Origin of the sequence: Kribbella sp. VKM Ac-2568 (assembly GCF_004345365.1) — a bacterium.
GTDB classification, from domain to species: Bacteria; Actinomycetota; Actinomycetes; order Propionibacteriales; family Kribbellaceae; genus Kribbella; species Kribbella orskensis.
This window is the reverse complement of sequence record NZ_SLVF01000014.1, coordinates 73,562-97,035: the sequence shown is the minus strand read 5'-3', so window position 1 is coordinate 97,035 and position 23,474 is coordinate 73,562. Positions and strand designations below refer to the sequence as shown.

Here is a 23,474-nt window from a genome sequence, read left to right as displayed (position 1 = left end):
TCTAGGCTCGCGTCGTGACCTCCGAGCCGCGTGTTCAGGCCGGCTGGCCTGCCGGGCGAGGTGGGATCGCAGCCGGCGTTGCCACTGGGGCCTTGCTGGTCTTGACGACGGCCGATCTTGGGCAGCACTACGAGGTGCCCTTGGGCGGCGCGTTTGCGTTGGCAACGCTGCGCGCCCTGGCGTTGGCCCTGGCCTGGTTGCGGCCGACAATGGCGATGCCGGTTTCCTTGCTGGGAGCGGCTTTGACCGCCGCGGTGTGTGTGCCGGTCTCACCGGACGAGGCGTGGCCCTGGCCGGTGACGAGCGTCTTCGGGCAGGCGGCGGTGCTGGTCATCGTCGGCGCACGTGGTGCATCGCGGATCGCGCTGGCGGTCTGGTGGGCGGCCACGCAGGTAGTCGGCGTGGTCGCGATGGCGTTGGCGCCAGAGCGCGGCACCTGGGCCGGCTTGCTGACGATGGCGGTGTTGTCGGCGGTAGCCGTCGGAGTGGCGGACCTGCTCCGGTCACGAGCAGAGACCCGACGTCGGCTGGCTGAGCAGGAGACCATCAGCGAAGCAGAACGTGGGCAACGCGCCCGGCTGCAGGAGCGCGCACGCATCGCCCGGGAACTCCACGATGTCGTCGCGCACCACCTGTCCGTCGTGGTGGTTCGCGCCGACAGCGCGCCACACCGGTTGCGAGAACTGCCGGCTGACGTGCGCGAGGAGTTTGCCGGAATCGCGGACGATGCGCGCTCGTCCCTGATGGAGATGCGCCGCGTACTCCGCTTGCTGCGGGAGGATCCTGCCACCGAGGGGGACCGGCCGACAGAGCTTGGTCCGCAGCCAGGTCTGGCCGAGCTAGAGGAACTCGTGGCGACCACTCGCCGGGCAGGAGCCGACGTAAGGCTTGAGGTTGCACTCACGGCCGAGGCGGACCCGGCGGCGGAGCTCACGGCGTACCGGGTGGCGCAGGAGGCCATCAGCAACGCGGTGCGGCACGCCCCTGGCGTCAAGGTAGAGGTGGCAGTCCATGGAGCGGCGGATGCGCTTGTGTTGACTGTGGCGAACGGGCCTTCGCCGACAGCGGATCGTGCGGCACCGGGGAGCGGCCACGGGCTGGTCGGGATGCGTGAGCGGGTCGGATTGCTCGACGGCACCTTCCAGGCCGGGCCGACCTCCGAGGGTGGATACCTCGTGGAAGCATCGATCCCCTTGAACGCGAAGGAAGCCGGATGACGATCAAGGTCCTGGTGGTGGACGACCAGGCGATGGTCCGCGCTGGTTTCAGCGCGTTGCTGGGCGGACAACCGGATCTCGAGGTGGTGGGCGAGGCCACGAACGGCTTCGAGGCGGTGGAGCTCGCCGCCGAGAAGGCGCCCGACGTCATCCTGATGGACGTGCGGATGCCGGTCCTGGACGGGCTGGCCGCGACCCGGCAGATCCTCGCCGGCGCAACACCGGGTGAACCACCTCGGGTCATCATGCTCACCACGTTCGACCTCGACGAATACGTGTACGACGCGCTGCGCGCCGGAGCCAGCGGGTTCCTCCTGAAGCACTCGTCGCCGGACGAACTCGCCGCCGCAGTACGGGTGGTCGCGGCGGGAGATGCGCTGCTGGCTCCTTCGATCACGCGTCGCTTGGTCGAGGACTTCGCCCGGCTGCATCCCGTCCTCCCGACCACTGCAGCCGACCTCACGCCGCGCGAGACCGACGTACTCCGGCTGGTGGCGCGGGGTCAGTCCAACCGGGAGATCGCCGCGACCTTGGTGCTCGCGGAGCAGACGGTGAAGACCCATGTGAGCCGGATCCTGACCAAGCTGGATCTCCGGGACCGAGCCCAGGCTGTCGTCTACGCCTACGAGTCCGGTGTGGTCAGCCCGGGGCCGCGGCATTGAACAAACGAGCTCCCGTTTCGACAAGACGATCGCTCCTGTCCGGTGGGAGGGTGAGACGACTGAGGCGGGACCGGGCGGCAGTGGAGAGGCAGGGTGGTCGTGGTGGATGGGTTGGACAGGTTGCGGAAGCTCTGCCTCCGGTTGCCGGAGACATCTGAGCGGTTGAGTCATGGGGAGCCCACCTGGTTCATCCGCGGGAAGAAGACGTTCGTGATGTTCGCCGACCAGCATCACGACGACCGGACCGGTTTCTGGTGCGCGGCTCCCGAGGGTGTCCAGGAGTCGCTGGTGGCGGCCGATCCGGAGCACTTCTTCCGGCCGCCGTACGTCGGTCATCGTGGCTGGCTGGGGGTGTATCTGGATGTCGAGGGAGTGGACTGGGACCAGCTCGAGGAGATCGTCGACGACGCCTACCGCCAGATCGCACCGAAGACGCTGATCGCGCAGCTCGACCAGTCCGGACCGCAGTAGGGCGACTCAGCCACTCGGCGAGGCCGAATCGCTGGTGAGAGCAGCGAGATCCTCGGACCAGTGCTCGGAGAAGTCGTCCTCGGCGACATCGCAGTCATCCCGGCCTTGGCTGAGATCAGGGAGCTCGCGTGAGTCCCGGCCGTGGGTGAGCTCAGGCAGCTCGCGCGCAGGGCCCGACGGATCGGCCAGCCAAGCCGCTCGGGCGTCGTGACGGCAGGGCATGGCTGTTCGGTAGGTGGCGGCCGACAGCAAGAGAACCGTCAACTCGCCAGTGGTCACGCCCAGCTGCTCGGCATCCCGGGCGGAGGGCGGTCACCAGTGCTCCCGGCACGTCTTCGAGGACGACCCGGTGTCCCGGCCGGAGCCCTTCGACGGATTCCACCGGCCAGTCACGAGCCCAGCGCTCATCGCCCAGTTGCAGGACCTCGTCGAGCGGCGGCAGGGGGTCGATCAGCAGATCGGGGACCTCGGCGATGGCGCGGAGCATCACATGCCCGAGGGTGTGGTGGCTGCGCCAGTTGTTCAGGCTGTCGTCGGACTTCAGATGCCGCCGGAGCACGACGCGAAGACGCTCCAGCTCGGAGCTCTGGCGGGGTGGTTCGGGTGCGACGGGCTCAACCCAGAGCCGGCCGTTCCTGAGACGGAAGGCGAGCAGCGAATCGGTCGGGACGTCGGGTAGCCAGTCGGGCGGCCCGCACCAGCCACCGAACTCGCCGAGTGAGGACGTCACGGCCCCGCCGGCCGCCAGGGCGAGGGAGCCCTCGTGCACGAGCAGGTGGTCGAGCACCGCGAGCTCAGGACCGGTGAACAGCACCTGACGGTCCTTGGTGCCGTAGCGGACGCGGTGGGTCAGGGCAGCACCGTCGAGCATCCGCCGGGCGCTGTCGAACCGGCCGTCCGGGAGGTGCACCATGATCGGCGACTGGCGCAGCGCGGTGCGGACCGTGGTCACCGGGTTGGTCGACTTGGTCAGGCCGGCCGCGGCTACCCGGCGGGCCAGTTCGTCGGTGGGTTGCGGGCCGGCAGCGGTGATGAGATCGGAACAGAAGGCGACGATTCGTTTGCTCATGCCAAGGAAAGTACGAGCCTCCGACTATCGAAACCGCCTTGTCCACAAGGCAATTCAGTCGTGCTGAGGATCAGGGCGCTGTGGCAGGCGGGACACGGCGGCCGCCCGGTGCCGATCGCGCCGTGCAGATCAGCCTCGTGGGTGCCCGCGTCCACATATGGGTGGCACACCAGCGGATGGGTCGTGCTGCCGCTCCGGATCAGCTTCTCCAGCGTCGGTCCGGTCTCCGCCCACTCTTCCAGGATCGCGTCGACGGGCAGAACCTGACGAGCCTTCACCTGTACTGCGGTCCAGGGCGGCCGGGGTGCACCGTCCAGGTTGCCCGCCACGAAGTCGCGGGCGACACCTGCCAGGTGCGAGATCAGGTCGTGCACGGTCCAGTCGGGGCACGCTGGCACCCGGGTGTTCAGCTGCTCGGCGGTCAACGCCTGCGCCGCCTCGGTCACCCGCGCCCGCGTCGCGGCGTACAGGTCGGCACTCTCGGTCGCGTCCATGGCAGAACCTCCTCTGGATCTCATTGAAACCCTGACGAACGGCCGACGCGAAATTCGACAGGCGTCGATAGGGTGGCGCGGTGAGCGAGACGGCAGATACGCCCGCCCGGCAGTCCAGCGGGGAACAAGCTAGCGACGAGCAGGCAGGCGCCGGACAGGGTGGCAAGACGGTCGGTGACAAGGTCGCCATCGCCCTTGCGTTCGGCAGTTCGGCCGCGGTGCTGGTCCTCGAGTTGGTCTCCCTGCGGCTGGTCGCGCCGTACCTCGGGCTGACCCTCGAGACGAACACCGCGGTGATCGGCGTCGCCCTGGCCGCGATCGCCACCGGCGCCATGATGGGCGGCAAGTTCGCGGACGCTGTCCCGCCGACCAGGACGCTCGGCCCGCTCATCATGTTCGGCGGGGCTCTGGTGCTCCTGATCCTCCCCGTCGTCCGCTGGACCGGCGAGGCGGTCCGCGGCTCAGCCGGCGACGCCGTGTTCCTCGCCGTCGCGATCGCACTGTTCCTGCCGGCGTCGCTGCTCGCCGCGGTGACGCCGATGGTGACCAAGCTCCGGCTGTCCACCCTCACGCAGACCGGAACGGTAGTCGGACGGCTGTCCGCCTACGCGACTGTGGGCGCGATCGTCGGCACCGTGCTCACTGGGTTCGTCTTCGTCGCGAAGGTCCCGACGAGCACGATCGTGCTGTGGCTCGGCGGCGTCCTGGTGGTCGGCGGTGCCGCGCTGACGATCTACTTCCGGGGGCTGAAGGCAGCCGCGCGCCCGCTCGTGCTAGCCCTGATCGGCACTGGTCTGACCGCCTTCGCGCCGAGGCCGTGCGAGGTCGAGACGGCGTACCACTGCGCCCGCGTGGTGGCGGACCCGAGCCGGGAAGGCGGCCGGACGCTGTACCTGGACCAGCTCCGGCACTCCTACGTCGACCTGAACGACCCCAAGCACCTCGAGTTCGCCTACACCAAGGACTTCGGTGCCGCGATCGACGGCAGTTGGCCGGGCGCGCAGCCGTTGACCGCGCTGCACGTCGGTGGTGGCGGCCTGACCATGCCGCACTACCTGACGGCGACCCGGCCGGGCACCGAGAACAAGGTGTACGAGATCGACTCGGGGGTGATCGAGATCAACAAGGCGGAACTGGGCGCCGAGCCGGGCCCGGGCCTCAACCTGCAGGTGCGCGACGGGCGACTCGGCGTACGGTCGGAGCCGGCTGACAGCCGGGACCTGGTGGTGATGGACGCGTTCGGGGGAGTGGCGGTGCCGTGGCACCTGACCACCCGCGAGGTGGTCGCCGACGTCCGGCGAGTGCTCAAGCCGGACGGCCTCTACCTGGTCAACGTCATCGACTACCCGCCGCAGGCCTTCGCCAAGGCCGAGACTCGGACCCTCGAGGCGGAGTTCCCGCACGTCGCCGTGATCTCCAGGCCGAACGCGCTGAGCGGCGCCGAGGGCGGCAACTTCGTCCTGCTCGCGTCGGACCAGCCCATCGACTCCGCGGCGATCCGGCAGCGCCTGGCCGGCCGGTCCACCTTGCTCTCCGACGCCCCCGCGGTGCGGAGCTTCGTCGGTGCAGGACCGGTCCTCACCGACGACTACGCACCGGTAGATCAGCTGCTCACTCCCTACCCGAGCTGAGACGCGCCACCGCAGGAGTTGTGGAAGCCGCCGAAGGCTTGTTGCATGTCCACATGCACCCACGCGCAGGTCAGCCCGCACAGCCCGAGGATCTCGTCGACGTCGACGCGCTGCTCGCGGCCTACGACGGGATCACGCCGGACGTCGAGAACCCCGCCCAGAAGGTCGTCTTCGGTACGTCGGGCCACCGCGGCTCGAGTCTCGACGGCGCCTTCAACGAGGCACACATCCTGGCCATCACCCAGGCGATCTGCGAGTACCGCGCGGGAGAAGGTACTACGGGTCCGCTGCTGGTGGGCAGGGACAGCCACGGCCTGTCGGAGCCCGCGTGGCGCACCGTGCTCGAGGTGCTCGCCGGGAACGACGTGCAGACACTGGTGGACAGCGCTGACCGGCTGACCCCGACTCCGGGGGTGTCGCACGCGATCCTGCGGCTCAACCGTGGCGCGGGCGCCGGTGCGGATGGCATCGTCATCACGCCGAGCCACAACCCGCCGCGCGACGGCGGCATCAAGTACAACCCGCCCCACGGTGGTCCCGCTGACTCCGACGCGACCGGCTGGATCGCCTCCCGCGCGAACGAGTTGATCGCCGGCGGCAACCGCGAAGTACGGCGGAAGTCGTTCGAGGCGGCCCGGGCGCAGGCGGGGGAGTACGACTTCCTCGGTCACTACGTCGACGACCTGCCCGCGGTGCTCAACCTGGACGCGATCCGCAGTGCGGGCGTCCGGATCGGCGCGGACCCGCTGGGTGGCGCGAGCGTGGACTACTGGGCCGCGATCGCCGAGCGGCACCGCCTCGACCTGACCGTGGTGAACCCGCGGCTCGATCCGACCTGGTCGTTCATGACGCTGGACCACGACGGCAAGATCCGGATGGACTGCTCCTCGCCGTACGCGATGGCCTCGCTGGTCGCGCAGAAGGACCGCTTCGACCTGGCCACGGGCAACGACGCAGACGCGGACCGGCACGGCATCGTCACGCCCGACGCCGGGCTGATGAACCCGAACCACTACCTGGCCGCGGCGATCTCCTACCTGTTCGCCAACCGGCAGTGGGGTCCGCAGGTCGCGGTCGGCAAGACGCTGGTGTCGTCGTCGCTGATCGACCGGGTGGTCGCGGACCTCGGCCGCCGGCTGTGGGAGGTGCCGGTAGGCTTCAAGTGGTTCGTACCCGGTCTGATCGACGGCTCGGTCGGCTTCGGTGGCGAGGAGTCGGCGGGCGCGAGCTTCCTCCGGTTCGACGGCACGGTCTGGACCACCGACAAGGACGGCATCCTGCTCGCGCTGCTGGCCAGCGAGATCACGGCGGTGACCGGCGAGACCCCGTCGCAAGCGCACGCGAAGCTGGTGGAGAGGTTCGGCGCCTCGGCATACTCGCGGGTGGACGCGCCGGCCAGCCGCGAGGAGAAGGCGAAGCTGGCCGCGCTCTCGGCCGACGCGGTCACCGCGACCGAGCTGGCCGGTGAGCCGATCCTGGATCGGATGACCAGTGCCCCGGGCAACGGAGCGCCGATCGGCGGGCTGAAGGTCACCACGGAGTCGGCCTGGTTCGCCGCGCGGCCGTCCGGCACCGAGGACCTCTACAAGATCTACGGCGAGTCCTTCAAGGGCAAGGACCACCTGGACGAGGTCTTCGCCCAAGCCCGCGAGGTGGTATCAGGAGCCCTCGAGGCCTAGCGGACGAACGCTTCGACCAGGCGGACGAACGCTTCGACCTCGACCGCCTGGTCGAAGCGTTCGTCCGCTAGCCCTCGAGGCCTAGCGGACGAACGCTTCGACCAGGCGGTCGAGGTCTGCGGTGGGGTCGTTCGTCAGGCCGCTGTGGATCGGGCTGGGATGGACGACCGTACTGCGGGGCGCCGCGAGCCAGCGGAAGCGTTCGCCGATCCGGGTGGCTGCCGCCGGGCCGCCGTCCGGGTCACCCGCGCAGATTGCGCGGATGTGCTCCAGCGACGCGCACACGACGTCCACGTCCACCGCCGGGTCCAGGGCCTTCAGCCGGTTCGGCTCGACGTCCCAGGCGGCGCCGAGGAAGTCCAGCGAGCGGCAGTAGAGCACGGCGCCGACGTTCACGAACTCGCCGCGCTCGATCCGCGGCGCAGCCCGCAGGATCACGTAGTCGAAGGGCACCAGGTTCACCACGTCATTCACCACGTCATTCACCGGGCACCACCAGGCAGCCAGGCGGTCCGCTCGGCGAGCCGGGCGCAGAGGTGGCGGAGGTACCGCTCCCGGTCGCCCTCGGCGATCCACTCGTCGGGCACCAGATCGAGCACCTCGGTGAGCAGCTCCGGCGTGATCGCCGCCGCCAGTTCCGCGTCGATCCCCGGCACCTGCGGGGCGACGTCGGCGAACACGTGGTCGGCCGCGTCGTACGCGAGGGCGGTGAACTTCTCCGCGGACATCCAGGAGTGGTGGAAGTACAACGCGGCTCCGTGGTCGATCAGCCAGAGGTCCTTGTGCCAGACCAGCAGGTTCGTGTTGCGCCAGGAGCGGTCCACGTTGGCGACGTACGCGTCCAGCCAGAGGATCTTGGCCCGGGTGGCGTCGTCCGGCTTGCCGGTGGAGCCGTCGTACCCGAACGCGCCGGGCAGGAAGTCGACGGCCAGGTTGAGCCCGGCGCTGCGGATCAGCAGTTCCTGGATCTCGTAGTCCGGCTCCGACTTGCCGATCGCCGGGTCGAGTTCCATCAGCTTCAGCTCGGGCACCCGCAGGCCGAGCCGGCGGAACAGTTCGCCGACGATGATCTCGGCGACCAGCGCCTTCGGGCCCTGGCCGGCGCCGTGGAACTTGAGCACGTAGGTGCCGAGATCGTTGCCTTCGACAACGCCCGGCAGCGATCCACCCTCGCGCAGCGGCAGCACGTACCGGGTGGCGGTGACGATCGGCAGACTCACGCCGCAGAGCCTAGGCCATGGCTGCCGGCCACCCGCTCGCGGACCGCACGCCAGGCGCGCTGTTTCCGCCCTGAGCGGGCCGGGTACCTCGGAGTGCACCGAACCGAGGAGACACCTTGACCCATCCGTCCATGGGCGTTGAGGAGGAACTGCTGCTGGTGTCCGCCAGCGGTCGACCCCTGCCGCGCAGCAAGGCCGTCGCCGCCGAGGCCGAGGGCATCGACGTGGAGCTCGAACTGACCCAGGCACAGGTGGAGATCAACCTCCCCGTCTGTGACACGCCCGCCGAGCTCCGCGATCACCTGCAGCGCCTCCGCTCGCAGTTGGCCCGTGCCGCCGCCGAGGAGGGCGCGAAGCTCCTGGCGATCGCCGTACCGCCTGGTGGTGAGGCGGTGCAGTTGATCACCAACAAGCCGCGCTACCTGGAGATGGAGGCGCGCTACGGGCAGCTGGCTCGCGAGCAGAGCGTGTGTGGATGTCACGTGCACGTCGACGTGCCGGACAAGGAAGCCGCCATCCGGGTCAGCAACCACCTCCGGCCCTGGATGCCGACGCTGCTGGCATTGACGGCCAACTCGGCGATCTACCTGGGCGCTGACACCGGCTTCAGCAGTTGGCGCTCGATCATGTTTTCTCGCTGGCCTTGCTCCGGCCCACCGCCGTACTTCGAGTCGGCTGAGCACTACGACGCGCTGGTGGCGATGCAGCTCGAGTCGGGCAGCATCATGGACGAGCGGATGGTCTATTGGGACATCCGGCCGTCCACCCATCTGCCGACGGTCGAAGTGCGCATCAGCGACGTCCCGCTGACCATCGACGAGACAGTGCTGCTCGCGACGCTGATCCGCGCCCTGGTGATGACCGCGCTCGCCGACGGAGGCCTGGGCCCGAAGCTGGAGCCAGAGGTACTGCGGGCCGCGTACTGGCTGTCCGCGCGTGACGGGTTGTCCGACGACGGGCTGGACGTGCTCCGGGCCCAGACACTCCCGATGCCGAAGCTGTTCGACCTACTGCGGCAGCACGTGACTCCGGCGCTCGAGGAGCTCAACGAGCTCGACCTGGTGGACGAGAGCCTCCAGCGGCTGCTCAGAGAAGGCAACGGCGCCGCCAAGCAGCGCAAGGCCTTCCGTGAGGGCGAAGACATCGTCGCCCTCACGGAAATCAAGCCCTGACCAAGCACCAACCAGGCGCCAGCGGCAGGACCTAGCGCAGGAAGTCCTCCAGACCGTGCAGGTCGTCGGTGTTGAGGTGGTCGACGCCAGCCGCGACCAGCTCGGACCAGACGGCTTCGCGAGCCGCTCCACGCGTGTCCGGCGTCTCCCAGAACCGCACCCGGTAGCCCGCGTGGTGCGCCGTCGTCACGATGTCCCGCAGCTTGGCCCGCTCGTCCGCCGGGAACGCCCCGACGCCGCGCCAGGTGAAGTTGTTGGACCAGTTGTCACTCACGAGCGGCATCAGCGACGCCGGGAGCTTGGAGTTCAGGTCGGACAACCTGCCGTCGTACCCGGCGTACCGGACCTTCTGCGCCTTCAGCACGTCGAGCGGGCGGTTGCCGCTGATCACCGAGGTGACCGCGCCGGGGTAGGTGTGGCCGTTGACGTAGATCGTGCTGATGTCGCGGTACTCCCGCAGCGCCTGGTCGATCGCCGCATAGGTGCTCGGGCCGTCGCTCTTGATGTCGATCAGCAGTTGGAAGTCGGCGCCGTGCCGGTAGACCTGCCCGTGGTTCTGCTTGACCTGTTTCACGAGCGGCTGCAGGTACAGGCTCTCCAGGGTGCGGCCGGGTACTGCGTCCTCCTGGTCGTGGGCGACGCGGAGCTCGCCGTCGATCAGCCAGACGTCGGCCTCGACGCTGTTGAAGCCGCGATCGAGCGCATCCTGCAGAGGCCGCCGGTGCTCGTAGTCGTTGTGCGCGTGAGCCGTCGGCAGCGCCCGGATCGCAGGTTGGTCGTACGCCGTGGGCAGCCGGAAGCCCTCGTCCTGGGCAACCGTCCGCACCCGGTCCGGGTAGTCCGAGATGATGCCGTCGACACCCTTGTCGATCAGCGACCGCATCGTGGCCGGGTCGTCCACCGTCCACGGCACGACCTTCATACCGGCCTTGTGCGCCGAGCGCACCATGTCCGTGGTCACGTACGGCCGGTACGCCGGGTCGGTGACCTTGCCGTCCTGGGGGAACCCGTGCACCGGGGAGATCGCGTCGGCGCCGAACGACTTGGTCGCCTTGACCAGGTCGCCGTCGAAGTCGTCGATGTCGATCCCACCCAGCCAGGGGGACTTGCCCGGCTGGCCGGTCTGCAGGAAGTCGTAGTTCGTCAACGCCACGATCGGCAGCTCAGGGGCCACCTGACGCATCCGCATCAGCGCGCCCCAGTCGAAGCTCTGGATCGTCACCTGACGGCTGATCTTCGCCGTGCGGATCTCGCGCGCGACCACCTGGACGAACTGCTCGCGCGGCGCGGTCTCGTTCGGCGCGCCGGCCTCGACCTTGGTCTCGATGTTCAGCTTGACCTTGTCCGCGTGGAAGCGGTGGACCAGGTCGAACACGTCCCGCAGTTCCGGCATCCGGGCGCCCGGGTCCGGGGTCTGGCCGGGGAAGCCGGCCTGCGGCAGCGATCCGCAGTCGAGCTGCTTGACCTGCTTGAGGCTCAGCGTGTTGATGAACTTGCCGACGTACGGGTACTCCGGGTCGCCGGGCGTGTAGGGACCGGTGTCCTTGCACTTGGCGCCGGTGACCTTGCGGTCATGGGTGACGACCGCGTGGCCGTCCTGGGTGATCTGGACGTCCAGCTCGAGCGTGCTGACGCCGACCTCCAGACCACGGGAGAACGAGGCGACGGTGGACTCGACGGTGAGGCCGAGGCCGCCGCGGTGGGCCTGGATGTCGAACTCGCGGCCACGGCCGGCGCCGGCAGGCACCGCGACCACACTCTGGAACAGCAGACCGGCGGCCAGGGCAAGCGGAAGCAGCGCGCGGGGGAGGCGGCGCATGAGGGGTTCCCTTCTTCGGGGCACGGGGCGGACGGGCCGATGGTCCACCGCTCAGATGGACCGTGGCCCTCGCGAAGGTAGCCGAAAAAGGGCGGAATGGTGAGCCTGGAGTCGCCAGGTGATGACTAACGGTGCCGGAACCCGCCGACAGACCGCTATTCGTACTGCAGCGCCTCCAGCGGATTCAGGCGGGCGGCCCGGCGCGCGGGCCAGATCGCGGCGAACAGACCGACCACCACCGACACGATGGCGAAGATGACCAGTTGCCCGGTCGGTACGGCGAAACTGACCTCGTCCAGGCGGGCGGCCAGCAGCAGGGCGAGGCCGAGTCCGAGCAGGATCCCGATCACCGCGCCGATCAGCGCGGTGATCACGCTCTCGTGCCGGATCATCCGTTTCACCTGCCGCCGGGTGAGGCCGATCGCACGCAGCATGCCGAGTTCCCGGGTCCGCTCGAAGACGGTCAGCACCAGCGTGTTCACGATGCCGAACAGGCTGACCAGCACCGAGAGCGCGAGCAACACGTAGAGCACGTTCAGCAGGCTCCGGATGCCGTTCGCCTGGGCGTCCTTGAACTGTTCGCGGGTCTGCGCTTTGGCGTTCGGGAACGACTTCAGCGCGGAGTTGAGCGCTGCCGTGTTCGCGGCGGTGACGCCGCCCTGCATCCGCACGAAGGTGTAGAGGTTCTGCGGCTGCGGGTTGGTGGCGTCGAAGGTCGTCGTCGAGATCGTCACGTTGCCGAACGGCGAACCACCCGCGGGCGGCTTGAAGATGCCGCGCACGGTCAGGGGCAGAGTGGCCCCACCAACGGTCGTCAGCGACAACTGGGAGCCGACCTGCAGGTTGTGCTTCGTCGCATATGGCTCGTCCAAGATGGCGCCGTCCCGGCCCAGTTCGCCGAGGGTGGCCTGCGATCCACCCTCCCAGTCGAACCGCAGTACTCCGGGAGCCTGGGTGTCCACCGCGGTGACGTTGATCGTCTCGCCGAAGGCCTGTCCTTGGCCGCCGCGCACACTGGAGACCGCCTCCACGCCGGGCACATCCGCGACGGCTGCGGCCACCGTCGGAGGCAGCGGGCTGAAGTTGTTCAGCGCGGCGATCGCGTAGTCGCCGCTGAAGATCTTGTCGACGGCGTCCTCGAACGGCCGGATGATCCCGGCACCGAGCGTCGCCACCAAGGTCACGAGCGCCAGCCCGATCATCAGGGCCGCCGCGGTCGACGCCGTCCGCTGCGGATCGCGACGGCTGTTCTGCCCGCCGATCTGTACCGCCGGCCGATCCGACAGTACGCCGGGGAAGTCCGCCGGCCACTCCGGCTGCCAAGAGGTCACAGCGCGACGGAGGGCCATCACTGCCACGATCACCAGCAGGATCGGGTTGAGTACTGCGCCGAGCACGAATCCACCGGCTCGGCTCGCGCCTGACCCGGGTCCCCAGAATCCGCGGCGCAGCAGCCAGTACGGCAAGGAGAACAGCGGCCATGCCAGCGCTGACAGGACGACAACGGACCAGCGGGCGATCGGGTCCGAGGCCGCGGCCAACGGCTTCACCAGCCGGGCAGCGAACAGGGCGATGCCGATGAAGATCAGCAGGACGCCGACCGCCAGCAGGGACAACAGCGCGGTGGTGCTGAGCCCGTCGACGAACAAGCCGGCGATCACCAGGGCGACGCCACCGGCAGCGAGCAGGGCGGCACCCAGAGGCCGGAACCGGTGGAACCGGCCGGGCGGCAGCTTGGCGCCTTCCCGTACGGCGGCGATCGGCGGCACCCGGGTGGCTCGCCAGGCGGGCCGCAGGCTGGCCAGCAAGGTGACCAGGATGCCGACGGCCAGCGCGACCAGGACGGTTCGGGTGCGGAACACGAGTCCGTTGTTGGGCAGCGTCAACCCTGCCGCGTCGAAGATCTTGAACAGGCCGGTGGCGATGCCCAGGCCGAGGAACAACCCGACCGCGGCCGACACCACGCCCGTGACGAGTGCCTCGAGCACCACCGAGCCGAGGATCTGACGGCGGGAGGCGCCGAGCGTCCGCAGGGTGGCGAACTCGCGGGTCCGCTGGGCGATGGTGATGGACAGGGAGTTCGCGATCACGAACGACCCGACGAACAGCGCGATGCCGCCGAACACCAGCAGGAAGGTCCGGAAGAAGTCGAGGAAGCCGGCGGTTCCGGCCGAGTCCTCGGCCGCCTGCTCGTCCGCGGTCCGCACCTGGGTGCCTTCCGGCAGGATCTTCTGTACTGCGTCGACCAGCTGCTGCGGGGAGGTGCCGTCCTTGCCGGTGAGGAGGATCTGGTCCAGCTTGCCGGGCTTGTCGAACAGCCGTTGCGCGGTCGGCAGCTCGAATCCGGCCAGGGTGGCGCCTCCGATCGAGGAGACGGCGCCGAACTCGACCAGTCCCGAGATCCGCATCCGCTGGACCGCGCCGCGAGCCTGGACGCCGATCGTGTCGCCGGCCGCGAAACCCTTCTCCTTGGCGGTCTTGGTGTCGATCACGACCTCGTCCGGAGCGGGCCAGTCGCCGCTCACCAGGGCGAGGGAGTTGAACTCGGGCCGGTCCGGGTTGACGCTGAAGCCGAGGTTCGGCGCGCCGCCGAAGACGATCGCCTTGCCGTCGCGGCCGATCAGCTGCGCCTCACCCGCGACCGCGCCGTCGGCGAGGTCGACCTCGGGCAGTTCGGCCACCTTCGGCAGCAGGCTCTGATCGAACGATGGCGCCACGCCGGCGGTGTCGTCGCTCAGCTCGAACGCGGGTTTCCCGGTGATCGCCGCGTCGGTGTTCTTGTAGTTCTCCGAGAAGATCGAGTCGAAGGCGCTCGAGATCGAGTCGGTCAGCACGTAGGTGCCGGAGACCAGGGCGACTCCGAGGACGACGCCGACCGCCGTGAGCGCAGTACGGAGCTTGCGGCCGAGCAGGCCGCGGAGTGCGAACCGGATCATTGCAGGTCCAGCGTGTCGATGATCTGCAGGATCTCGTGCTGGCTGGCCTGACCGGTCTCCTTGACGATCTCGCCGTCGGCGAGGAAGAGCACCCGGTCGGCCATGGTGGCGGCGCGAGCGTCGTGGGTGACCATCACCGTGGTCTGGCCGTAGTCGTCGACCGAGGCCCGCATCAGGTTCAGGATCTCGCCGCTGGTCCGGGAGTCGAGGTTGCCGGTCGGCTCGTCGGCGAAGATCACCGTCGGCCGCGACACCAGCGCCCGCGCGATCGCGACCCGCTGCTGCTGGCCGCCGGACAGCTCAGCCGGCCGGTGGGTGAGCCGGTCCCGCAGCCCGACGCGGTCGATCAACTCGTCGAAGAAGGCCGGGTCCGGCTTCTCCCCGGCGATCGTCATCGGCAGCAGCACGTTGTCGCGCGCGGTCAGCATCGGCAGCAGGTTGAAGAACTGGAAGATGAAGCCGATGTGCTTGCGCCGCAGTCTGGTCAGGTCGTTGTCGCCGAGCGTGGTGATCTCGGTGCCGTCGATCTGCACCGAGCCCGAGGTCGGCTTGTCCAGGCCGGCCAGGATGTGCATCAGCGTCGACTTGCCCGATCCCGACGGCCCCATCACCGCCGTCAGCTGCCCGGGCGCGATGTCGACGCTGACCCCGCGCAAGGCGCGGACCGCCGTGTCTCCCTCGCCATAGACCCGTACGACGTCGCCCGCGAGAACGACGGACGTCTGTCCGTTCGATTGCCCCTCCATGCCGATCGCCCCTCCCTGGCTGATCAGCGGCCGCCCCAGCAGGCCTCATCCCTTTACCTTTCGGTCGAGTCTGCTCGCGTTCGGTGGATCCCGATAGGGGGTTTTCCCGGGCTCGACCCTGGTTGCCCGCCCCCGGCTCCCAGACCGCAGGCTGCTCAGAGCCAGCCGCGGCGGGCGGCTTGGAAGCCGAGTTGGAGCCGGGTCTCGGCGGCCACCAGGTCCATCAAGGCCCGGACGCGGCGCTGGACCGTGCGCATCGAAAGGCCCAACTGGTTTGCCACCGCTTGGTCGGTCAGCCCTGCCAGCAGCAGCCCGAGGATGCGGGCATCCAGCTCGGGCAGGCCGTCGCCGGGTGTGCTCCCGACCATGCCGTCCGTGCCGAGAACCAGCGGGAGACCGTCGCGCCAGACCCGGTCGAACAGCGCGATCAGGGCGTCGAGCATGCCGCTGCGATGCACGATCAGCGCGCCGATACTGCGCTCCGAGCCGGACAGCAGCGGCACCAGCGCGATCCGGCGATCCACGATGAGCAGCCGGATCGGGAGCTCCTGGACCACCCGGACCTCTTCACCCGCCTGCAGCGAGTCGGAGGCGGCGGCGAAGAAGCCAGGCCGTTCGAAGGAGCTGCGCTCGATCATCACCCGGTACCGCACGCCCCGGCTGACCGCCGCGTCCTCCTCGGTGTTCTCCTCGGCCGGGACGACCGCGATCTCCGCCTTGACGAAGCCGAGCACCTCCTCGCGGGCGGACATCTGCAACTGTGCGAAGCGCTGCCCGACCGCCTTGGCCCCGCGGACGACGTCGACCACGTCGCCCACCGACCGCTCCGTGTCCGTCCCCCGGTACACCTCGGTGAGCGACTCGATCTCCCGCTGCGCCCGCCGGAGCTCGTCCTCGCGCTGGACTGCCAGCGCCGCGAGAGCCACAGAGGGCGGCGACGCGACGTACCGGTCGGTGCCGCCGCTGGAGCGGGCTGCGAGGCCCAGCGACTCCAGCGCGGCCAGCGAGCGGGCCGCCTCGATCGGGTGGCAGCCGAGCCGGCCGGCCAGCCCCTCGGCGTCGTACGAGGGAACCTCGACGAGGGCGCGGTAGGCGAGTTCTTCGGAGTCCTCTAGTCCGAGCACGTCGAGCACGATGCCTCCCGGGGGCGGCTGAGTGGTGACAGCTGGCGGGTATCGGAATTGTCGCAATCTTGCCAGCACAGGGTGCTCTTTTGCTGGCGGTTTTGCGATGGACTACCGCGCAGTCCTCCTAACCTCCCGAAGGTGGTCCGATGGTTCACCGGTTCCTGGTCGGCGCGGCCGCAACCGCGCTGCTGACCTCTGTACTTGTCCCGGCCTCCGCCGCCCCAAACCCGGTGGCCGCCCCGCGGACCTCCCCGACCCTCCCCGTCCAGGTCGACAGCGCCAAGGTCGTCACCCTGCTCACCGGCGACAAGGTCCAGGTCGCTCCCGCGGGTGGTGGACGCAGCAGCGTTCGCTTCGTCCCCGCCGACCCGGCCGCCTCCGGCTACGAGACCCGCACGGTCGGCAAGGACCTGTACGTCGTACCGGACAGCGCGGCGAAGCTCGTCCTCAGCGGCAAGGTGGACGAGGCGCTGTTCAACGTCAGCGGGCTGATCCGCCAGGGCTACGACGATGCGTCCACCGATCGCATCCCGGTGATCACCACCTACAAGCCGACGGCCCGCCTCGCCCAGCAGGCAGTACCAGCCGGAGCCACCCGGACGAGGTCGTTGCCGTCGGTCGGTGCCGCCGCCCTGCGCACCGACAAGGAGCGGGCGCGGGAAACCTGGAGAGCGCTCACTTCGATCTCGGCCCCAGCCGGGCGGGACCTGGACAAGATCTGGCTCGACGCGAAGGTGAAGAAGACCCTCGACCAGAGCGTCCCGTACGTCGGGGCGCCGCAGGCGTGGCAGGCCGGGTTCGACGGCTCGGGCACCACGGTCGCAGTACTGGACACCGGTGTCGACGCGGAGCACCCGGATCTTGTCGGGGCGGTCAAGGCGCAGCAGAACTTCACCGACAGCCCGGATGCCGCCGACCACGACGGGCACGGCACGCACACGTCGTCGACGGTCGCGGGCAGGGGAGTGGCGTCGGAGGGCCGGAACAAGGGCGTCGCGCCAGGCGCGCAGTTGCTCTCCGGCAAGGTGCTGAACGACTCCGGCAACGGAGACCTGTCCTGGATCATCGCCGGGATGGAGTGGGCCGTTGCCGAGGGCGCCGATGTGATCAGCATGAGCATCGGCACCTCCGAGCCGGTCGACTGCACCGACCCGATGGCCGCGGCCGTCGACCGGATCAGCGCCAGCTCGGGCGTGCTCGTGGTGGTGGCCGCCGGCAACCTCTACGGACCGGCCGAGACGATCACCAGCCCAGGATGTGCGGCCTCCGCCCTCACCGTGGCGGCGACCGACCTGACCGCCACGACGGCGGACTTCTCCAGCCGCGGTCCCGTGCTCGGCAACCACGCGGTCAAGCCGGACATCGCCGCGCCGGGCGTCGGCATCACCGCCGCCAAGGCAGGCGGGCGCGGCGACTCGGCGTACACGGACATGAACGGCACCTCGATGGCGACGCCGCATGTCGCAGGCGCGGCGGCGATCCTCAAGCAGCAGCACCCCGAGTGGACCGGTCAGCAGCTGAAGTCCGTCCTGCAGAGCACCGTGCGCTCCGCCTCGACGGCAGGGATCTACGAGCAGGGCGCCGGTGAGCTCGACGTCGCCAACGCCGTCCGGCAGCAGGTCACCGGACCGGGCACGACCGACCTCGGCACCTTCGCCTGGCCGCACACGCCGTCGGAGAAGACCACCAAGCAGCTCGCCTACACCAACTCCGGCAAGACGCCGGTGACCCTCAGGTTCAACGCCGACCTCCGCGGCAACAACGGCAAGCGGTTGCCCAAGACCCTGATCCGCCTGGCAGCGACCTCGCTGCAGATCCCGGCCGGCACGTCCGCCACCCTGCCCGTCGTCGTCGACCCGTCCGGCGACCTCGACTACGGCCTGTACGGCGCGATCAGCGCGCGGGTGGTTGCCACCAGCAACGACGGCCGGACGGTCGTCACTCCGCTCGGGTTCTACCTCGAACCGCAGCACGTGGATGTCACGGTCAAGATGATCGACCGCAACGGCAAGCCCGCGTCGTCGATCACCTCGCTGGACGTGTTCGACCTCGACAGCATCGCCGCGCAGCGGATCGGGTTCGACGGCGCCGACCGCACTCTGCACCTACGGGCCGGCACCTACTCCCTGGCGGCGGTCGTCGCCACGCCTGGCGCTGACGAACTGGTCGAGTCGTACGCGTTCCTCGGCGATCCCGAGATCACGCTGAAGGAGAACACCACCATCACGTACGACGCGCGCAAGGCCGCCGAGGCGAAGGTGACCACGCAACGCCCGAGTGTGCGCAAGGGCGGCAGCCTCACCTACGGCCGGGTGGTCGACGACTGGGTGCTGACCAGCACGCACAGCTTCGCCGGTTCCCTGAAGGCGCTGTACCTGGCCGACACGAAGTCGAAGGCCACCCGCGGCACGTTCGAGGTGGTGGAGGGCTGGCTGTACGGATCACCCGACTTGGCGCCGTCGCCGTACCTCTACAGCCTGGCGTTCACCCACGCCAAGCAGATCAAGGGCGGCGTCGACCACAGGGTGCGCGATCGGCAGCTCGCGTCGATCGACGCGACCTACTACACGCCCGGCAAGAACCACACCTACTCCGAGTACACCGACGTGTGGCGGCCGTGGAGCCTCAACCTGATCCCGACCGGCAGCCGTGGTTCGGTGGCGGCGCCGACGCGGGTCGAGCACCTGGTCACGGCCGAACGCGACACCAAGGTGACCCAGATGGTCGGTCACAGCGACGCGATGGCGTGGCCGTTCGCCACCCTGATGACGTCGAGCGCGAAGGCGTACAAGCCGGGGAGTCACCACACCGAGACCTGGTGGAAGGCGGGTCTGCGTCCGGGCATGTTGCGGGACCAGACCACCGGACTCACGAAGGTCCCGGCGGCACGGGACGGCAACACGATCTGGAGCAACTTCCCGAGCTGGTCGGACACCCAGCCGGGCCACTTCTCGATGCAGGGATTCCTGGATCTCGGTGGCACCGAACTACTCGCCGACGGGGTCTCGCTCGGTCAGTACGGGTACTACGGTCAGGGCGTCTGGGACGTGCCGGCGGAGGCGACCGACCTCGAGCTGGTCTACAACCTCAACCACTGGCAGCGGACCGGCTACGTCTGGGAGTCACCGACCGACGCGGAGACCCGGTGGAAGTGGCGTGGTTCCTCGGCCGACACGGGCAAGCCGCTGCCGCTGCTGTTCCCGGACTACGACCTGAACGTCGACGCGAACGACCGGGCGCCGAAGGTCAAGGACTACCCGATCGCGATCACCGTCGGCGCGGGGGAGTGGTACCAGCCCGGCAACATCACCTCGGCCCGCGCCTGGGCGTCGTACGACGACGGCGGGACCTGGCTCGACGTACCGGTGAAGAACACCGGGGCGAACGTCACCGCGAGCGTGGACAACACCCTGGCAACCGATTTCGTCACGCTGAAGGTCGAGCTGACCGACGCGAACGGGAAGTCGGTCACCCAGACCCTGAAGCGTTTCTACGGAATTCGCTGGACACCTCACAGCCGGGCCGGGCATCCCAGGGGGCGCTGGGATGCCCGGCTCACGGATGGGCCCGCGCGACGACGGCGACGGGAGAGGATTTGAGGTGCCGGACCGGGAAGCGCCTCACGGCGCGTGGCCGCTCGAAGCGGCTAATTTTGGGACCCGGGGCTACCGCGGCCCGACACCTCCAACAGTGTAACGGGTGCCCAAACCCCTTGTCCTGTTGAGATGTCACGCATCGGACGCCGATAACACCTTGTTCGTCAGGTTGCAAGTACCCCGGCGGTGAACAACCTGACAGCGCGGCGAACTACCAGAGTTGGCCGGCGCGTTCGGTCCGCGCGGCCACCTGCAACTGGTCTGCCATCTCCACCAGCCGGGACGCGGAACGGACCTGGTCGTGCCCGTCGTCGGCCAGGTGCGCCCGGCCGGTCGCGACGATCCGTGCGAACGCCGCGGCTCGGTCCAGCGTGGTGGCGAAGTCACCCGTCGCCACGCCCCGCAGTACGGCGTCGACCATGTCCTTGACCTCTGTCGGCCCCGGCGGATCTGCGACGCCCGCCACCACCGCGTGGACCTCCGCGTACTTGCGGCCGGTGTCGTACTCGCGGGAGACGTCCTCGGCCGAGGTGTGCACCCAGGAGCGCAGCAGGTAGAGCCGCCAGAGCGTGCCGGGCAGCGAATCGGCGGGGGCATCCGACCACAGGTCGGCCAACTCGTCCAGACCGTAGTCGTCGGCCAGTTTGACCACCCGCGCGATCACGTCGGCGTCATCGCTCGACCGGGCGCCGCGAACGAGCAGTTCGGCCGTCCGGTGCGCGACCTCGGCGACCGCCGCCGGGTCATGGGCGCCAGGCAGCGACTCGAACAGCTTGGCACCCGGCAGGATCGGCCGGCGCGGCGTAGGTGCGGTCACTCGCCCAATGGTGCCCGACCCGCCCCGAGACCGCATTTCGACCCGGCAGTGCGACGTCCCGGCAGGACAGAACCACGCACCGCGACACACCACCGGGGTCAGTACAGTCGGAGGCATGGCATCAGCCGGTCGGAGTCGCTTGGTCAAGAACGTCGTCAAGTACGGCGTCCGGTACGGGCCGATGGCGTTCGAGGCGGTCAAGCACGGGCGGGAACCGGCCCAGCAGGCGCTCCAGGCCGCGCTGGCGAAGCGGTCGGCGCGGAAGAAGGCGCTCGAGCACGCCCTCACCGTCCGCGAGGGCTCGCTGCTCAAGGTGATCAAGGACGGCCAGGCGATCTTCTTCGTCTTCAGCGGCGACGCGATCGTCACCACCTACCCGCCGGTCCCGCAGTCCAGCTACCCCGAACTGCTCCGGCACGCCGATCTCGACCGCCGCGAGGACGCGGTCGCGCTGACCGCCCAGAAGCCCAAGATCGCCCCTCGGATGCCCCACCTCAAGCGTCGCAGCTGACTGTGGTGAGCGCCTCTCACGAGCCCTGGATCACACCAGGGTTGACCTCGGCGTAACACGCAGGACCCGGCTAGGCAACACCTCCCACGCACCCTGGAACGAACCGCCTGCAACCGGGCGGTGCCACGAGGGAGGGGCCTCACTCATGCTCTGGAAGATCAGGACCGAACTCGCCGACCGTCCCGGCGCCCTGGCCGAACTCGCCGCACGCTGTGGTGCGGATGACATCAATATTCTGAGTCTGGAAGTCTTCACCGCCGAGTCCGGCGCGATCGACGAACTCGTCATCTCCACCGGGGTCGGCTGGACCGCGGAGGATCTGACCGCTCTGGTCGCCGAGGCCGGCTGCTCGAGCACGACGGTCCGGCCGTGCCAGGCCGACGTGCTCAGCGACGCACCGACCCGCTACCTGCGGGCCGTACTGCGGCTCATCGACGACCCGGTCTCGGTCGACGAGGAACTGGAGACCCTGCAGGGCTTCGAGGAGTACACGCCCGCCGAGTGGGCCCGGGCCGACGTACTGGTCGAGATCGCGGGACGCCTGGCCGAGCGCTACCAGGCGTCTGTCACGGAGGGCCCACGCCCCGGCAGCGGAGTACCGGAGTTGCGCAGGGCCACTGTCGAGGATGCGTCGGCTGTGGTGGACATGCACGAGCGGTGCTCGTACGAGAGCCGCACCCGGCGGTACCACGTGCCGATGCCGAAGCTGACCGCCCGTACTGCGAGGCACCTGTCCGCCCCCGCGGGTGGCGTCTCCATCGTGGCGACGGTCGGCGACGCCGTGATCGGAATGGCGACAGCGGCTCCCTGGGAGGAGCTCAGCGGTACGGCGATGGAGGTGGCCGTCCTGGTCGAGGACGGCTGGCAGCGCCAGGGCCTCGGCTCGCAACTGCTGCGCCGGGTGATCCAGGAGTCGCGATACCTGGGCGCGGACCGAGTGGTCTGCATGGTGCAGCCCGAGAACGACGGGATGCTCCGCACCGTCGAGGGATTGCGGATGCGGACCCGGGTGGTGCAGGACAGCGGTCACTTGATGGTGACGGTCGCCCTGTCCGACCAGAGCCTGTCGCATGCGGTGGATCGGCCGTCAGTGCCCTATCGTCAGACGCGTGCCATCCCTGTCCCCCGGTCGCAATCCGCACGGTCTACTGGTCAACCTTCCCGCGAGCACACGCTCGCCGGTGGTGGAGCTGTTCCGGCGCTTCCTGATCGCGTTGGGGCTGCTGACCCTGATGGTGCTCATCGTGGTGGTCGACCGTGACGGTTACAAGGACACCTACGACGGCAGCGTAAGTCTGATCGACAGCATCTACTACGCGACCGTCACCCTGACCACGACCGGGTACGGCGACATCACTCCGGTGACGCCGACGGCCCGGTTGGTGAACGCCTTCCTCGTCACGCCGCTGCGGATCGCCTTCCTGGTGGTACTGGTCGGCACGACCCTGGAAGTCCTGGCGAACGAAGGTCGTCGCATCATGCGCGACTCGCGATGGAGGAAGCGCATGAAGGACCATGTCGTGGTGGTCGGGTACGGCACCAAGGGCCGCTCGGCCGTGCAGACGCTGCTGAGCAACGGGGTGAAGCGCGAGACCATCGTGGTGATCGATCCGCGCGCGCAGGCGGTCGGGGACGCGGGCAACGACCAGATGGCCGCCTTCCACGGCGACGCGACGAACCGGACCGTACTGCGGCGCGCCGAGGTGATGACCGCCCGCGAGGTGATCGTGACCACGGATCGCGACGACTCCGCGGTGCTCGTCACCCTGGCGGTCCGCCAGCTCAACCCGAACGCGCACATCGTCGTCGCGGTCCGCGAGGAGGACAACGTCCCGCTGCTGCGGCAGAGCGGCGCGGACGCGGTGGTCACCTCCTCCGAGGCGGTCGGCCGGCTGCTCGGCCTGTCCGCGGTCAGCCCGAACCTCGGCGAGGTGATGGAGGACCTGCTCACCTACGGCGAGGGCCTCGAGGTCGCCGAGCGCCCGGTGCTCGGCCGCGAGGTCGGCAAGGCGCCGTCCTCGGTCCCGGACCGGGTCGTCTCGGTCGTCCGCGACGGCAAGGTCCACCGGTACTACGACTCCTCCGTCTCGGTGCTCGCCGCCGGCGACAAGCTCATCGTCGTCCGCCCGGCCAAGGAGACTCCCTGGGCCGAGCGCCCGGGGGCCGACGAACAGGACGAGTAACCTCCTCCGAATACCTCAACCGCCCATCAGCTGTCCGGCTGGTGGGCGGTTGCCGTGGGTGCGGACCACGGGACGGGGTGGTCCGGTGTTGACGGGGCTTGCGCGGGGGTTCTACAGTCTGGCT

Annotated in this window: 19 protein-coding genes; 10 read left to right on the top strand and 9 right to left on the bottom strand. The window is 69.4% G+C overall.

Features of this window, described 5'->3' with window-relative positions; genetic code table 11:
* Positions 1 to 14 precede the first annotated feature (14 nt).
* The 3 genes from EV648_RS33930 (at position 15) to EV648_RS33920 (ending at position 2,350) form a co-directional block, all read left to right on the top strand.
* Entirely contained in the window at positions 15 to 1,217 is a 1,203-nt protein-coding gene (locus EV648_RS33930; RefSeq protein ID WP_132299204.1) for a sensor histidine kinase, read from the top strand.
* On the top strand, positions 1,214 to 1,879 hold the full coding sequence (locus EV648_RS33925; protein WP_132299203.1) for a response regulator transcription factor: 666 nt from the start codon (positions 1,214 to 1,216) through the stop codon (positions 1,877 to 1,879). Before EV648_RS33930 ends, EV648_RS33925 begins: the two co-directional genes overlap by 4 nt.
* 102 nt (positions 1,880 to 1,981) lie before the next feature.
* Positions 1,982 to 2,350: an MmcQ/YjbR family DNA-binding protein gene (locus EV648_RS33920; protein ID WP_132299202.1), complete on the top strand. Its 369-nt coding sequence runs from the start codon at positions 1,982 to 1,984 to the stop codon at positions 2,348 to 2,350.
* Positions 2,351 to 2,501: 151 nt separating this feature from the next.
* On the opposite strand, the gene EV648_RS33915 is transcribed toward EV648_RS33920, so the two are convergent.
* Together EV648_RS33915 and EV648_RS33910 are read right to left on the bottom strand one after the other, a co-directional pair.
* Positions 2,502 to 3,419, bottom strand: coding sequence for a hypothetical protein (locus EV648_RS33915; RefSeq protein ID WP_132299201.1), 918 nt, complete (start codon positions 3,417 to 3,419; stop codon positions 2,502 to 2,504).
* Positions 3,416 to 3,913 (bottom strand): maleylpyruvate isomerase family mycothiol-dependent enzyme, encoded by a 498-nt coding sequence (locus EV648_RS33910; RefSeq protein ID WP_158294144.1) that lies wholly within the window; start codon positions 3,911 to 3,913, stop codon positions 3,416 to 3,418. The genes EV648_RS33915 and EV648_RS33910 overlap by 4 nt, the downstream gene beginning before the upstream one ends.
* An 80-nt stretch (positions 3,914 to 3,993) precedes the next feature.
* Here EV648_RS33910 and EV648_RS33905 point away from each other — a divergent pair, with 80 nt between their 5' ends.
* Positions 3,994 to 5,544, top strand: a complete 1,551-nt coding sequence (locus tag EV648_RS33905; RefSeq protein ID WP_132299199.1) for a fused MFS/spermidine synthase — start codon at positions 3,994 to 3,996, stop codon at positions 5,542 to 5,544.
* A gap of 53 nt (positions 5,545 to 5,597) precedes the next feature.
* Positions 5,598 to 7,223, top strand: a complete 1,626-nt coding sequence (gene pgm / locus EV648_RS33900; protein WP_132299198.1) for a phosphoglucomutase (alpha-D-glucose-1,6-bisphosphate-dependent) — start codon at positions 5,598 to 5,600, stop codon at positions 7,221 to 7,223.
* 81 nt (positions 7,224 to 7,304) lie between these two features.
* Here pgm and EV648_RS33895 read toward each other — a convergent pair whose 3' ends face one another.
* Together EV648_RS33895 and EV648_RS33890 are read right to left on the bottom strand one after the other, a co-directional pair.
* Positions 7,305 to 7,709 carry a DUF3037 domain-containing protein gene (locus tag EV648_RS33895; RefSeq protein ID WP_241995858.1) on the bottom strand — a complete coding sequence of 135 codons (405 nt, stop codon included), beginning with the start codon at positions 7,707 to 7,709 and terminating at the stop codon, positions 7,305 to 7,307.
* Complete coding sequence (locus tag EV648_RS33890) at positions 7,706 to 8,443, bottom strand: HipA family kinase (RefSeq protein ID WP_132299197.1); 738 nt, start codon at positions 8,441 to 8,443, stop codon at positions 7,706 to 7,708. Before EV648_RS33890 ends, EV648_RS33895 begins: the two co-directional genes overlap by 4 nt.
* 116 nt (positions 8,444 to 8,559) lie before the next feature.
* On the opposite strand from EV648_RS33890, the gene EV648_RS33885 reads away from it, so the two are divergent.
* The gene (locus tag EV648_RS33885) at positions 8,560 to 9,615 is read left to right on the top strand and encodes a glutamate--cysteine ligase (RefSeq protein WP_241995857.1); all 1,056 of its coding nucleotides are present in this window, start codon (positions 8,560 to 8,562) and stop codon (positions 9,613 to 9,615) included.
* Positions 9,616 to 9,646: 31 nt separating this feature from the next.
* Here EV648_RS33885 and EV648_RS33880 read toward each other — a convergent pair whose 3' ends face one another.
* From EV648_RS33880 to EV648_RS33865, 4 genes are all read right to left on the bottom strand, one after another.
* A complete protein-coding gene (locus EV648_RS33880; protein ID WP_132299196.1) occupies positions 9,647 to 11,434 on the bottom strand; it encodes a glycerophosphodiester phosphodiesterase family protein in 1,788 nt (595 codons plus the stop codon).
* A 155-nt stretch (positions 11,435 to 11,589) separates the two neighbouring features.
* Positions 11,590 to 14,370, bottom strand: coding sequence for an ABC transporter permease (locus EV648_RS33875; RefSeq protein WP_132299195.1), 2,781 nt, complete (start codon positions 14,368 to 14,370; stop codon positions 11,590 to 11,592).
* Positions 14,367 to 15,116, bottom strand: a complete 750-nt coding sequence (locus EV648_RS33870; protein ID WP_132299194.1) for an ABC transporter ATP-binding protein — start codon at positions 15,114 to 15,116, stop codon at positions 14,367 to 14,369. The genes EV648_RS33875 and EV648_RS33870 overlap by 4 nt, the downstream gene beginning before the upstream one ends.
* A gap of 155 nt (positions 15,117 to 15,271) precedes the next feature.
* The gene (locus tag EV648_RS33865; protein WP_199234963.1) at positions 15,272 to 16,249 is read right to left on the bottom strand and encodes a helix-turn-helix transcriptional regulator; all 978 of its coding nucleotides are present in this window, start codon (positions 16,247 to 16,249) and stop codon (positions 15,272 to 15,274) included.
* Between the two features lie 140 nt (positions 16,250 to 16,389).
* Here EV648_RS33865 and EV648_RS33860 point away from each other — a divergent pair, with 140 nt between their 5' ends.
* Complete coding sequence (locus EV648_RS33860; RefSeq protein ID WP_132299193.1) at positions 16,390 to 19,842, top strand: S8 family serine peptidase; 3,453 nt, start codon at positions 16,390 to 16,392, stop codon at positions 19,840 to 19,842.
* Between the two features lie 208 nt (positions 19,843 to 20,050).
* Here the strand turns inward: EV648_RS33860 and EV648_RS33855 are convergent, their stop codons facing one another.
* On the bottom strand, positions 20,051 to 20,656 hold the full coding sequence (locus EV648_RS33855) for a hypothetical protein (RefSeq protein WP_132194726.1): 606 nt from the start codon (positions 20,654 to 20,656) through the stop codon (positions 20,051 to 20,053).
* Between the two features lie 115 nt (positions 20,657 to 20,771).
* Between EV648_RS33855 and EV648_RS33850 the strand changes: the two genes are divergently transcribed.
* From EV648_RS33850 to EV648_RS33840, 3 genes are all read left to right on the top strand, one after another.
* A complete protein-coding gene (locus EV648_RS33850; RefSeq protein ID WP_241995856.1) occupies positions 20,772 to 21,167 on the top strand; it encodes a hypothetical protein in 396 nt (131 codons plus the stop codon).
* Between the two features lie 145 nt (positions 21,168 to 21,312).
* On the top strand, positions 21,313 to 22,428 hold the full coding sequence (locus EV648_RS33845; RefSeq protein ID WP_241995855.1) for a GNAT family N-acetyltransferase: 1,116 nt from the start codon (positions 21,313 to 21,315) through the stop codon (positions 22,426 to 22,428).
* Positions 22,400 to 23,350, top strand: a complete 951-nt coding sequence (locus tag EV648_RS33840; RefSeq protein WP_241995898.1) for a TrkA family potassium uptake protein — start codon at positions 22,400 to 22,402, stop codon at positions 23,348 to 23,350. Before EV648_RS33845 ends, EV648_RS33840 begins: the two co-directional genes overlap by 29 nt.
* Positions 23,351 to 23,474: the final 124 nt, after the last annotated feature.